This is a genomic window from Caloranaerobacter longqiensis, assembly GCF_050286925.1.
Classification (GTDB): Bacteria; Bacillota; Clostridia; order Tissierellales; family Thermohalobacteraceae; genus Caloranaerobacter.
This window is the reverse complement of sequence record NZ_JBFWFX010000002.1, coordinates 97,021-111,019: the sequence shown is the minus strand read 5'-3', so window position 1 is coordinate 111,019 and position 13,999 is coordinate 97,021. Positions and strand designations below refer to the sequence as shown.

The window sequence follows — 13,999 nt, the reverse complement described above, 5'->3', positions numbered from 1 at the left end:
CTCTCCTAACAAAAATAATCAATTCAATTACAGAACTCTACAACTATTGAAAAAAATATAATTACTTAGTTATATTTTAAAGAACTTAATATTTGTTTTTTGATATAAAGCTGATATCAAAATAAGTCTGTAAAATCTTTTTCATTAATCTGTAATTTATCAACAGGAATTATTACATCTTTAAATAATTTTTTCTTATCTTCTAATAATTCATCTAACCTCTCTTCTACTGTTACCCCTAAACTACTAGTACAGATTGGATAATATACAAAAACATCTTTTTCTTGCCCTATTCTATAAACTCTATCAGTAGCTTGTTTCTCTATTGCTGGATTCCACTCCCTCGTATAGTGTATTACATGATTTGCACCTACTATATTCAATCCAACTCCTGCAGCTCTAGGTGACAATATTAATACATTGAACCCTTTTTTACTTTCAAACTCTTTTATTATATTAACTCTATTGCCTTTAACTTGTCCATTAATACAATTCGGATAGATTTTAAATTTTTCTCGAATTACTTTTCTTAATATATTTTGCATTTTTCTATACTTAGTAAATATAATAACTTTTTCATCCTTTAACCTTATATCATTCAGTAAACTTATAACCATTTTAAGTTTATCACACTCTTCTAGTAACGTTTTAGTATCTGGAATTTCATCCATCAAAAGTCTTGGATGGCTACAAATTTGAATCAACTGCTGTAAATAAGCCAATACTTTATTTTTTGCACCTTGTGTTTTAACTTTATAAACTATATCAGCGTATAATTCTTCTTGTTTCTTACTTAAAGAAACTCTTATTTTCTTTTCATATTTCTTTGGTATATTATCTAACTTATCCTCTTTTGTTCTTCTTAAAAATACAGGATGAATAAGTTCAATTAATTGCCTTTTTTTATCTTCTAACAATTTTTCATCATATAAATTCTTCTGTATTGGAACCTCGAAATTTTTTTTAAACCATTCATAACTCTTTAATAATCCTGGCTGTACATAATCCATAATCGACCACAATTCACTTAATCCGTTTTCAACTGGTGTACCAGTTAATGCTACTCTATATCTTGATTTTAGAGCCTTTACAGCTGTCGTAGCCAATGTATTTGAATTTTTAATCTTTTGTGCTTCATCACACACTATAAGATTCCAATCTATCTTCCCTAATAATAATTGATCCCTAACTAAAGTTTCATAAGTAGTCAAAACTAAATCATACTGCTTAATAATATCTTCTGTTTTATATCTATTAAAACCATGATGTATATAAATATCAGTAATATTAAAAGTAAACTTTTTTATTTCTTTTACCCAATTATCTATTAGTGCTGAAGGTAATATTATTATAGAAGGTTTAAGCTGTCCAATTTCCTTTAAATAAGCTATTAATGCTATCACTTGTAATGTTTTACCTAACCCCATATCATCTGCAAGTAAACCACCTAATCTGCTATAACTTAAAATTTTCAACCAAAGATAACCCTCTTGTTGGTATTTGTATAATTCTGCATTTAATAAGCTAGGCTTTTTATATGTTAATAAATCTCTATTTTGCAATTCTTTTTTCAATTCTATTAAAGTAAGATCGTACTCTAAAGTTGTCAAATTATCATATATATCTAGAATATATGGTATATCAGTAATACTTACCTTTTTATTCTTAAACCTTTTATCATAAACCTCTTTTGCTTCTAAAAACTTTTCCCCTTCTTCAATATCTACCTTTATCCAACTTCCTTTATAATATATATAGTCTTCTCCGTTTTTCTTTGCAATTTCGATTAGTTTTTTAAATTCCTCAGTCTCTATAGTTTTCATATATAGTTTATTTTCGATATTTTGTCCATCTTCTTCAAATAACTCATTTTCAACATTAATAGCTACACCTACTTCAAAATCAAACCATCCATATTCACTATTTTCCTTAGCTTTTACATATGGCTGTGTCTTATATGTACGAATTTTTAATCCTTTAACTCTGTCGCTAAAACCAGTTAAATCTATATCGTCTGGTAAATAAGCCTGTGGATTATTAATAAACCTAGGTACATCGGCTTCTTTAATATCTTTTTTTTCATTTATCTTTTTATATAAATTTAAAACCTTATCTGTTAAAAACACTCTTTCTCTTTTGTTTTTATTAATATATGAATTTATAACCTTTAATTCTTTTTCACCTTGTATTTTACTATTAATTTCATCATTTAAATCCTTAAACAATGGTCTTAATTCAATATAATGATCATTATGTTTCTTTATGTCTACATCAATTTCTTCAGGAAAATAACAAGCTTCATTTTCCAAATATTCATCCAATACAGCTTTAGACTTTTCTGCCTTTTTCTTAACTTTTGCAATAAATACAGCTTGCTTATTAACATCATTAGTTTTTTCAAACTTATCTATCTCTTCAATCAACTTATATTGCGCTTTGTTTAATAGATATTCTTTATCATTAAATTTAATAATATTACCATATCTTAAGTAATAATTTCCTAATTTACCCTCAATAGGATGTAAGATTTCATAATCTATGTTAAATTCCGGGTGTCCTAAATAATTATATGATTTAATCTTAATTTCAAATTTCCCATCTTCAGGTATTTCTAATTTTTCTTTTACATCATCTTCTAATTCATAAAGCAAATCATATGGAATATAATAATTTTCTTCTTCATCTAATAAAATAAGATCTTCTAACCAAAGTTCCTCAAGCAGATTAATTAAGTCATAATGATCAGATTTTATAATACAATCTATGATTTTGTCATTATTTTTTAATAATGGAAAAAATACTTTGATATTATCTTTATACAATATATCATAGATAATACCAATTTTCCCATACTTCTTTATTATGTTAATCCGAGGCCTCTTTATAAATTTAAGCATTTTCGATTACACTCCTTATGATTTGAGCTGCTTTATATTCCCAATTACCATTATGAGTTATCCTATCTATTGCAAGAAACTGATCTTTTAATTTCGAATTCGGTACAGAATTAGATTCATTTGTAAAGCGACTGAATTTTTCCTTGAAAACCGATTTTTTATAAATATAAGCTGCATTCCCAGTCTCTTCAAATTCAACTACAACAAAATTACCAAAGTCTAAGAACAATTGCCCTCTACTTTTTACTAAATACCAATCCTCTAGAATTTCTAAATAATTACGCCAGAATCTAAATCTATCACTTTCTCCAAAGAAATCCCTTATTACCTTTAGAGATAACCACTTGTTAAACTTACTGATAGCCTCAGACGACATTTGTTTCCAATAGATTGAATAATAAGGGTTATTTGGTTTATCAAAGTTATAATTAATATAATTAAGGATACTATACTGAAAATTTTCAAATCTAACTTTTCTCAAATAATTATCAGCAAATCGAGCTAATTCATTTCTATTAAAACTCTTAATCGTATTTAGTAAATATTGCTCATTAGTATTTAAATAACGCTCTTCATCACAATAAATATAAATGTGCTTCTTACAATCAATAACTAGCTTGGAATTATCATTTAATTTAAAGATTTTCACGAAAAATTCAAAATCTCTATTAAGTTTATAATAAGTCTTAACTATCTCTTGTATTACATCCTTTTTCACTAACCAAGATGCAATAACAGCAGATAGTCCTTTTTGAAAACCTAAATATTCATCTGATTGCTCTCTTCTTAATATTTTTGAAAGATAATTGTTAAAATCCGAATTGGTATAATGCTGCTGGAATCCGTAATAATATATTTTAAGGAAGTTTTTTCTATATCTTAAATCTAATATTCTAAATATTTTCGATAAATCAACATTATATTTATTTTCAATACAGTAATCCGCTAATAAATACAATTCTTTTGTATTGAGTTTATAAGCTAATTTTTCTAACTCATTTTCATTTTTGATTTTCATAATTCTATTTAGCAAATCCTTTAAATCTATCTTACTTGCTAATTTACGATAAGATTCAATACTACCTTTTTCAATGATATGTTTTTTTTCTATCTCTATCCTAGCTTTAATTATTTCTGTAGGTTTAAATATGAATGATTTTTTAATCATTTTATTTATTCCCCTTTAATAACCTATTCATTTCTTGAATCATTTCTTCGTCTTTCAACCTAAACTTAAATTCAACTCTTCTTGATTTATCTAAATCCACTTTCCCTTCTTTATTTTTTATAGGGTTACTAAAAGACCGACCATTAGCAGTAATTATTTTTCTTAACTTATTTTTTTCTTCGTCTGTTATTTCTTTAAACTCATCACTTAAAATATATTTTGTAACTTCAAATGCACGCTTTTGTGATAAATCTAAATTATACATATATGTACCATTAGTATCCGTATGTCCTTCTATTATAATTTCAGAAATATATTTACTATTCTCCTTATTTAGAAGAACATTAATATATAATGGTATAAACTTATTTAAATATGCTTTACCAGATGGTTTTAATGTATATTTATTAGTATCAAAGAAAACACCACTACTAAATCTAATTGCTCCTGTCTGAGAATCTATATCTATTTCTAAATTAGAATCTTTAAATTGTTCTTTTAATGCTTCTATAAGTTGAGTTCTAACTCCAATAATATTATTTATTTTTTCTTGCTGAATTTTTATTTTTTCGCTCTGTTCCGTTAGTAATTTTGATTGTTCATCAAACTGAAAACTACTAATGCTTAAAAATAATACAAAAATTAATAATAGTCCAGACATCATATCAGAATAAGACATCCAATAATTAGGAGGTTCTTCTTTATCAAGCAAATAAGAATCGAAATCATCATTAAACATCATGACTCACCTCTAATTAAGCTGATTGATATTCACTTTTAATTCTAGTAAAAACTTTATCCAATTCTAAAACAGTTTTATTAACAGTTTCAAGAGAATGAGAAAATCTTTCTGAAGTTGCCCTTAATAATCTTGGCATTTCATCAATAGTTTCTTGAATCTCATTAATAGTTCCGCTTAATCTATTAACTATATGAGCTAAATTTTTATCAAAGTCTTGGAAAGTAATTTCTAGCCCCTTATGCATATTCTCAATAAATGTTTTTGTTGCATTTTCTAATTGTAAATTAATCTCCTCCAAATTACTCTGCATACTATTCCAATTTGAATTAAGTTCCTCTACACACTGATTTATTGTTTTAATATACATATCATTTCTTTGATTTAATAATTTCTGTTTTTCTTCAATTTCTATAGTTATTTCCTTATTATATTGAACAAGTTCATTCATATTTGACACTATATTTTCCATCACATTTATACTTTTATCTATATTATTGTTAGCCTCTATTAATTTTTCAAAATAAGCTGAAAAATGTTTTATCATTTCCTCTGAACTTACATTAATTTCTTTTTGATTTCTTGCTGTTTCTTCAAGTTCATTAATTAATTTTTCTAAATTATTCTTAGTTTCAATCTGCCATTTACATAATTCATCAATAGTGTTAGCCAAATTTTCAAATTGTCCATTTAGAGATTCATTCATTAACACAACAAATTTCTCTACTATTTTATTTAATCCGTCAGTTTGATTAGAAGTAGCTACATTTGCAAAATCTTTTATCACATCGGACATAGAATTTATTGCTGGCAGAACATTTTCTTTTAAAGTCATACCAATAGACTCATCTATCTTTGGAATTAAGGTTTCACTAACTGTTTTATTAAAAGCTTTAGCTATCTCCAAAGATATATCCGTACTTATATGTTTTATAGCTTCTGTTTGTTCCTTTTGATACAAAACTATCTCGTTTAAAAAATTAAGGCTATTGGTTATTGGAAACTGTTCAGTAAATATAATATAGAAATTGTTTAACATTTCAATATATCTTTTATATGATTTTCTATCTAGCCATGACCAAATTATTGACGATAAAATACCTACAATCGAAGTCGTAAAAGCTAATGACATACCATTTAATAAAGTATTGATACCATTTCTCATTGTCTCTATATTTTGTGTATTTAACCCCGAAATACCATTTAATAACCCTAAAAACGTTCCTAAAATACCTAATGCAGTTAATACTCCTGGAATAATTTCAGCAATTTTTCTCTTTCCGGGAATATCTATAATTGTAGCTTTATTGAAATATTTAGATATATCCGTTACACTTTCTTCTATTCCAGATTCTCTAAGATTTTTAAAATATCTTTTCCACAAGTTATACAAATACATATCATTTTTTAAGATGTTCTCATCATTTAACTTAATTAACTTTTCGTTCATGTTTCCTGATAATCCCTCGATCTGCTTAATAAATAACCCCAGCATTTTAATATTTTGCCTAACTTTTTTATGTAAAATATAAAATGATGATAATGCCATAAAAATAATAAATAAGCAAAAAATATCATTAAATGTAAGTCCTATATAATTTGTTATTTTGTTGATAATACCCACAGTAAATGCAATTAATTTGCTAAAAATACCTATATTTTCCAACTTCCTCACCTCTTGTGTGTTTTATTGCAACATTTCACTTTACTTATAGATTTCTCTTTCCACAACTTACAACAAAATCTTCTAACTTTTAATACTTCTATATTAAAACACAGTTTCCTTTATCTAAAAATGTCGAGATTTGTCTTTTATCGTCAAAAAACTTCGAGCCTCTTGCTCGAAGTTTCCCCATGAACAAATTTAATTTTTTAAAAGGATAATTTTGTAAAAATCATCTTATATTTTAAAATTAAATATGTAAACTTTTCTATTTTTTTCTTACTCCCCAGATACACTTTCAATCCTTTTCGGAAATAAAGCTAACACCTTTCATTTCTCATAATTTCCTCCAAAAATTTAGGCACCAATTCTTCTGCTCTCTCATTTATTATTTCTACTTTTATCCCTGAACTTTTTGCTCTATAAACTAAATCACTTGCAGTTGAAGTATAAAATGAAGTACCTACAACTAATAATATATCGGCTGAACCTATAATATCAATAGCATTAAAATAATTTGGAATCATATCTCCATATAATACCACATTAGGATTTAATATACTTTTGCAATTCTTACAATAAATCGAATCATAAATAACATCAAAATCATATTCTCTATTACATTTACTGCAAAAAACCATTTCAAGATTTCCATGAATCTCTAATACATCTTTACTTCCTGCTTTTTTGTGAAGTGAATCTATATTCATAGTTATTACCGGAATATCATATTTAGCTAAAGCTATATGTGCTTCATTAGGTTTTGCAATTCTTACAGTATCTTTAAACTTTTTAAGTATTTCATAAAACTTAATAGGATAATTTTCAAAATAACTTCTACTTAATTTTTGTCTTAAATCACCTAATTCTTCAAAAGTAGGTATACCACTAGCTTTAGATATACCAGCTCCTGTAAATGCAACTACTTTACTCATAAACTCCCCTCCTACGGTTCACATCAAGATTTCCTATTGCCCGAAGTTTAAATTTAAACTCTATTCAATTATATCTCTAATTAAATCCTCAACTATCAACTCCTGATATCCGGCATATTTATTTTCTTTTATAATCTCAATCAATTCAATTAAATCTTCATTTTTAATATTGTCTAATTTCTTTAATCTAGTATCATCAATTATTTCCCGGGACATCGATTTAAAATAATCTTCTATACCATATCGCCAAAAGATTAGATTGTCTCCATATCTCTTTTTCAGTTTATCTGCAATCATTATTCCTTCTGGATCAAAATCTCCTGAATAATATATCTTAACCCCTTCTTTGACTAACATATCTAGTAAAACTAATGATGCTAGTTTTACTTGCCCATAACTACACATAAGTGGCGGCTTAAATCTAGAAATTCTATAGAGAACTTCACTAAAAACAGTTGGATTTTCAAATACAAATATCCTACCAGTAGGGCTAATTATTCTTTCTATTTTGCTTAAATTCCATAATGATACATGCATAGGTTCAGAAATTTCATAGAAATCTTTCCAACCTGCCGAAATTACACCGTCTCTATAAGATAGCAATCCACTACATACTGTAAAATTAGATATTTCATCCTTTATTAGTCCTACCTCATAGTAGTACTCGGCTTTATCTTCTCCACTTTTCGGAAAATCTCTACCTAATAAATAACTAATACCGTACATTAAAAGTTTTCCCGCTTCTGTTTTTTCATCAAAAGCATGAGGATTTTTTGTAACTCTTGAAGCAAATATAGCTAATCTTTCTTTTGTTTTAGATTTTAAAAACGGTAAACTATTTAAGCCTCTCATAGTTATTATTAAATCTTCTTTTAAGGCTTGTCTGTCTTCATCGTATCTTTTCGTAATCACTCTATATGCATTATCTTTAAACTCAAAAACATATTTTAACCAATCGTACGATTTAGTACCAATAAATTCTTTAAATATTTCTTCAAAATATCTTTTTCTTTCTAATTTATATTTTTCCTTTTCATCTTTTTTACTTATTATAGCACTGCCAAAATATTCTGCTAATACATCTTCTAATTTTATCCCTTTAAACCTCGAATTGTCTAATGAAGTTTGAAATTTTTCTACCTTTATCTTAACATCAGTCTTATCATATAGTCCTATTCCTAAAAAACCTGATAAAGCATCTTTTTCTTCTTTAGTTAAATTTTTTAAAATTATCGTTCCTCCAATTTTCCCTAATGTTCTATATTTATCTCTTATTTTTGAAAAAGCTCTCTTAAATCCTTTATTTCTTTTAAAATACTCACTCGCTTCTACGACTAATCTGTCCATTATTATGCACCTACATCCTCAACCAAAGTTTTAACCTTTCCATTCCAAATATATCTAAGGACTGCTATTTCTTTTGCATTATTAGGTCTTAAAAGCTCGCATATAGATAGAGACTTAACAGTATCATAGTCTCCCCAAAGAATCTGTGAATTTATTATGAAGTTTAACTCTAGTTCATTTAATAATTTAAACATATCTCTTATGTTATTCTCGTCTACTCCAGCAAAGGCCTCATCTAATGATATTATTTTAGGGCAGTCCTTTCTAGCCCCTTCATATTTGGCATATACTGCTGAAAATAACGGTACGTACATGGCCATAGCCTTTTCTCCACCACTAAATTTATAAAATGCATTATTTGTAAGCTCTTTATTTCTTTCATTCGTTTTTTTAAAATACAGTCTAAACTCAAACCATTTACGATAATCTAAAACTTCCTTCATTATTTGATGGAATGTCTGCCTTGTCCCTGTTTCTAAAGCTGCTCTCCTAGCCTCTTCAATTTTAGATCTAAAATGAGCAGCCAATTCATTTATTTCACTATCAGTAAGTAAATCTCCATCTTTCATTAAAAGCTCAACTAATCTGTTTGTATCCAATTGCTCCTCTGTTTCAGCTACTTTACTCTTCCACTTAAGGCTAAAGGATAGTCCGCTTGACGTATTCATACCTTCCATTAGCTTATTCATCTTATCAACCCAAGCCCTACTGTGATAAATCTTACCTCTAATCTTTTTAGCTATGTCTTTTGTCAGTATATCCTCAAAAATCTTTCTTTCACTTTCTCTAATCAATCTTTTATTTTCATCAATTTCCTCTTGTATATAATCTAATAATTGATAAAATCCAATATATTTTCCTCTAACTCTAGCCTTAACTGCATATCTTTTTTGTCTTAATACAATTTCTGAAATGTCTGGATCGTCTACTTCTTTATCAAAAATAATTTCAATCCTTGGTGAATATTCGGTTAAATACTGTCTTATTTCATAAAACTTACTGTGCAAATTGTTTAAATAATCTTCTCTATTTTTATTTTTGTCTTCAAAATATTTCAATTCGTTATAAACACCCTTTGCTAATTTATAAATATCCCCTTCTATGTCATTTGCAAAAACTAATCCAAGCAGATATTCTTCTCTAAAACCCGCCTCGAGAACGCTGTTTATCTTCTTTTGAAGTTCTATATCTTTATTTATCTCATCTAATTTTTGAATAATCTGCTCTAATTTAGTTTCAGCCCTCGCTCTTTTTTCTGTAAGTTCATTAATCATATTAGGTATCTTTCTTAAAAGTTCTATGCATTCATTTATTTCTCTTTCTATTTCTTTATAATTTGTAAGTTCCAACTGTTCTTTATAATTTTTCAATCTGCCTTCACTTTCTTTAATCTTTCTATCTATGTTGTTAATGTCATATCTTAGATTATCTATATCTATGTCTATTTCTTCTTTACTTTCAACAATATTACTCCTCGTTATTAAAACTTGCAAAAGATTTGAATGTTTTCTCTCTAATTCATTCAATAAATCCATATACTCTCTTATGCATTCTTCTGCATTCTCATATGCCTCTAAATTTGCTGGAAGATTAATATTTAGTGTAAGATTGTGTATATTTTGCTTTATCATATTTAATTCCCGATAAGTATTATCTAATATTTCCTGTTTCTTATCTAACTCCCTCAATATGTTTTCATAATTTAATGTCTCTTCTTTCACAGTTTGCAATGCAGTTTCTAAATCTCTTTTATTTGGAAAATTACTAAACTCATCTTCTAATTTTTTAAGTTTATGATTTATTGCCTCTATTTTTTCGTCTATTTCTTTAATTTTATATTCAATTTCTTGTTTCTCAACTGTCAATCGTTCTAATGTTTCTTTTCTAAATCGCTTTCTTGCAGTTGAGCCGATATATTTTGCCCTGTATCTATTTGTAACTTTTCCTCTTATTATTCCTATACCATATTCTCCGTTATCTCTTATATATGTGCCTTCATCAGCATAATCCATTAAAATACTCTTTACGGCATTATCGACATCTTCTGTTGTAATTCCATCAATGTCAATCTTTTCAATGCGCAATTTACTAGATAACTCATAAGTAAGATACTTCGGTGATGGGAAAATATATTTATCTGCCATATCTTCATCCATCTCAAGAACCTTATCTCTATATATAGATGGAATTATTAGTGCATCTAATATACCCATTTCCAATAGCGTTTCTTCTAATCTTCCTCTTTCTTCTTCCGTAAGCTCTTCTCTAAAATCTACAGCCATATAAAAAGGAATAAATGGTATTTTATTTTTTCTCAACCTTTCTCTATTTAATAGTACCTTCTCTTCTCTTATTGGCTCTGGATCTCTTTTTTCTTCCCACTCTTTTATTTCTTTTAACTTTTCTTCGTATTCTTTAACGTATTTACTTTTGATTAAACTTAAATCCTGTTTTTCTTCTTTTAATAAATCTTCGACTGTATTATATTCTTTTCTAACTAAAGCTAAAATGTCATCAAAGCTAGTTTTATCACCGTAAGTATTAACAGCTTGAGAAATATTACTTAATGCATTATTATCTATTTTAAAAATACTATTATTTTTCCCCCAACTATAAATCCGTTCTATAAATTCTTCCTTTATTTCTGAAAACAACAAATTTGCACTTTCTAATCTCTTTTCTATTATATTTTTATTTCCTTTAGTCCTCTCAAAATCTTCTAGAGCCTTCTCATAAGCATCTCGCTTAACTTTTTCCATTTCTAATTCTCTTTTTATTTTTATTACTTTATCTCTATAAGCTTTAACCTGATCTTTTACATAATTAAATTTATATTTGCGTCTTATATCTTTTAATAATTCCTGTTTCATATAAAATTGTTCATCAAACTTCATTTCATCAGCTAATGAGTCTAATTCTTCGATATCTTCACGTATTTTGCTAATACTATATTCTTCGTCTTCTTCTAACTTCTTAATTTTCGCATAAAGTTCTCTTTCTCTATCTTTCTTCCTTTCAAGTTCATCTGCTTTTTTGGCTCGTTCTTTTTTAAAATCGATTAGTTCTCTTTCTAAAAAATCTATTTTTTCTTTTAATCCGAAACTGTCATGCTTTCTTAATTCTTGTTCCTTCAACCTCAAGTTATCTTGTTGTATCTCAAGTCCATTGATATTTTCAGCAGCACTTGAAATTTCTTCTTCATAATGACTCTTTTTGTCTTCTAATTTGCTCTTTTGTTTTATTAGACTTTTTAATTTATCATAAGAATCGACATAATCTCTTGCCTTTTCAAATAACACAAAGTTATTATATGCTTCATACACTTTTTTGAGTTTTTTCGCTTCTCTATTAGATACTTCTAATTGTTCTAATTTATTTTTTATGTTATCCATATTTTCTATTGCTTCGGACATTGGTCTTAAATCTTCATCTGAAAGTGGCTGCAGTGAATTATTGAGTATCTCATATATTACTGTAGGTCTAAATTCTTTAGAAAGCTTTGGTGTTCTAAGTTGAACTAATAACTTAATAAGCTCATCATACTCCTCTAGTTCGTCAAATCCAAATAAATACTTGTTAACCATAGCCATATAGTCTTTTTGTTTGGTTTTTACTTCTCCACCGTCTCCTATCCTATTTTCTAATTCTCTCCTGCTAAGTGGAACTTTCTGATCAATTTTTTTATATAGAAAAAAGTCTTTTCCTATTCTTCTACCATCAGTAATGGCAAATCCCCAAAAATCTAGTCCTTTTCCCTTTTTAGCTTTTAATCCCATTCCTATAGTTAAGTAATTCTCCGTCTTTTCTTTCTTAAATTCCATGTATATATAGCTAATATTTTCATCTTTCCCCGAGTCTTCATCTCCTAAAACGTAATTCTCTAATTTTCTAGCTCTTGAACCAAATGGGTCTAGTCTATCCGGACTTTTATTTCCATCTAACAAAAGCGGTATAAAACTCTGCATTGTTACCGATTTACCTGATCCATTAGCACCTCTCAAAAGAAGCTTACCGTCTGAAAAGTTAAATTCCTCATCGTCATAATACCAGAAATTTATTAATCCCGCCCTATTCATAATCCATCTATTCATATCCAATTTAATCATTCTCCTTCTCTTTATTGTTAAAATCTTTAGGATAATCTCCCACAATTTTACCAACTAGAGGCAATATAATAATCTCATTGTTATCTTCATCTATCCTCAACATACTAAAATTCTTCATGTAGTTTATAACCTCTTTAGATAACTTTTCTAGCTTCATCTCTCTATATTCCTTACTCCAGCCGACACTATACTTCTCTTTTACCTCTTCAATAATATTGTCAAATACAGTTTTATGTACGATTATAATATCTTCCGCATTTCTCGAAAGTTCTCTATTTCTGACCTTATTAACTATAATTTTATTTACCTGTAAAACTATATCGCTAATAGCTCTATTTTCAGGAAATGAATTTTTATATCTCTTTTCCTCATCTAATACTAAAAAAGTACCATTTCTGTGAACATGTAAATCTACTTGTAGATATTTTTCTAAATCGGCCTGTATCATATTTCTATAATTCTTAATATATAAATAATCTTGATCGTCTTCTCCATCTCTATACACAGCCGGAGACATTATTATCCTTCTATATACCCTATTTTTCCTTATACGTCCTCTATCTGTATCCATATCCAGCCATTCGTCTCTTTCTAAATCTTCTAATGTGCTGTATTTTAATATATTACCAGAAAAATTTCTCATAAAATATTTAGATATTCCCGTATTTTCATATAATACCTCTGTTGATTGATCGGTATAAAATCTTTCTTCGTCTCCATCATTGACTTTAATAAATCCAATATCTATTGCAAATTTTAATACCTTTATTAGATGTCTTCTATGAGAATACAATGTCCATTCTATTTTCTCATCGCCAGGAAAAGTTCCTTGTATAAATTCTGTAAGCTGCGAAAGTAAAAATTGCTCTTCCTTTTCCTTATCTTCTAAAAACATTAATAGTAAACATAGAAAAGCATATTCTAATTTATCATCAAATGCATATATTCCCATCCAAGGTTCTGCCTTTCCTGGAAGTTTTTCTAGTTTTATTAAATCTGAAGTCAATATTATTTGATAACCCAATTTATCTGATATAAAACTTCTAAATTTGGAAATAGAATCTCTTATTCTATAGTACTTTTCTTTATCTCTATCCTTTAATATCCAATATTCATCTAATAATTCCCTTAATTCATTCATATA

At 27.5% G+C, this 13,999-nt stretch carries 8 protein-coding genes; all 8 read right to left on the bottom strand.

The features are described 5' to 3' along the window. Positions 1–116: 116 nt before the first annotated feature. A complete protein-coding gene (locus AB4Y15_RS02580) occupies positions 117–2,897 on the bottom strand; it encodes a DEAD/DEAH box helicase (RefSeq protein WP_427338273.1) in 2,781 nt (926 codons plus the stop codon). Continuing rightward, positions 2,890–4,065, bottom strand: a complete 1,176-nt coding sequence (locus tag AB4Y15_RS02575; RefSeq protein WP_427338272.1) for a hypothetical protein — start codon at positions 4,063–4,065, stop codon at positions 2,890–2,892. The genes AB4Y15_RS02580 and AB4Y15_RS02575 overlap by 8 nt, the downstream gene beginning before the upstream one ends. A 1-nt stretch (position 4,066) precedes the next feature. Next, positions 4,067–4,804 (bottom strand): OmpA family protein, encoded by a 738-nt coding sequence (locus tag AB4Y15_RS02570; RefSeq protein ID WP_427338271.1) that lies wholly within the window; start codon positions 4,802–4,804, stop codon positions 4,067–4,069. A gap of 16 nt (positions 4,805–4,820) precedes the next feature. Continuing rightward, positions 4,821–6,470 (bottom strand): MotA/TolQ/ExbB proton channel family protein, encoded by a 1,650-nt coding sequence (locus AB4Y15_RS02565; RefSeq protein ID WP_427338270.1) that lies wholly within the window; start codon positions 6,468–6,470, stop codon positions 4,821–4,823. Between the two features lie 317 nt (positions 6,471–6,787). Then, positions 6,788–7,402 carry an SIR2 family NAD-dependent protein deacylase gene (locus AB4Y15_RS02560; protein ID WP_427338269.1) on the bottom strand — a complete coding sequence of 205 codons (615 nt, stop codon included), beginning with the start codon at positions 7,400–7,402 and terminating at the stop codon, positions 6,788–6,790. A 60-nt stretch (positions 7,403–7,462) separates the two neighbouring features. After that, positions 7,463–8,749: a TIGR02679 family protein gene (locus AB4Y15_RS02555; RefSeq protein ID WP_427338268.1), complete on the bottom strand. Its 1,287-nt coding sequence runs from the start codon at positions 8,747–8,749 to the stop codon at positions 7,463–7,465. A 2-nt stretch (positions 8,750–8,751) separates the two neighbouring features. Further along, positions 8,752–12,855: a TIGR02680 family protein gene (locus AB4Y15_RS02550; RefSeq protein WP_427338267.1), complete on the bottom strand. Its 4,104-nt coding sequence runs from the start codon at positions 12,853–12,855 to the stop codon at positions 8,752–8,754. Next, the gene (locus tag AB4Y15_RS02545; protein ID WP_427338266.1) at positions 12,848–13,996 is read right to left on the bottom strand and encodes a TIGR02678 family protein; all 1,149 of its coding nucleotides are present in this window, start codon (positions 13,994–13,996) and stop codon (positions 12,848–12,850) included. Before AB4Y15_RS02545 ends, AB4Y15_RS02550 begins: the two co-directional genes overlap by 8 nt. Between the last annotated feature and the right edge of the window lie 3 nt (positions 13,997–13,999).

Bases quoted from the DNA above. Each gene is read 5' to 3' on its own strand.
- AB4Y15_RS02580 (WP_427338273.1), bottom strand. From the start codon at position 2,897: ATGCTTAAATTTATAAAGAGGCCTCGGATTAACATAATAAAGAAGTAT.
- AB4Y15_RS02545 (WP_427338266.1), bottom strand. From the start codon at position 13,996: ATGAATGAATTAAGGGAATTATTAGATGAATATTGGATATTAAAGGAT.
- AB4Y15_RS02555 (WP_427338268.1), bottom strand. From the start codon at position 8,749: ATGGACAGATTAGTCGTAGAAGCGAGTGAGTATTTTAAAAGAAATAAA.
- AB4Y15_RS02560 (WP_427338269.1), bottom strand. From the start codon at position 7,402: ATGAGTAAAGTAGTTGCATTTACAGGAGCTGGTATATCTAAAGCTAGT.
- AB4Y15_RS02575 (WP_427338272.1), bottom strand. From the start codon at position 4,065: ATGATTAAAAAATCATTCATATTTAAACCTACAGAAATAATTAAAGCT.
- AB4Y15_RS02550 (WP_427338267.1), bottom strand. From the start codon at position 12,855: ATGATTAAATTGGATATGAATAGATGGATTATGAATAGGGCGGGATTA.
- AB4Y15_RS02570 (WP_427338271.1), bottom strand. From the start codon at position 4,804: ATGTTTAATGATGATTTCGATTCTTATTTGCTTGATAAAGAAGAACCT.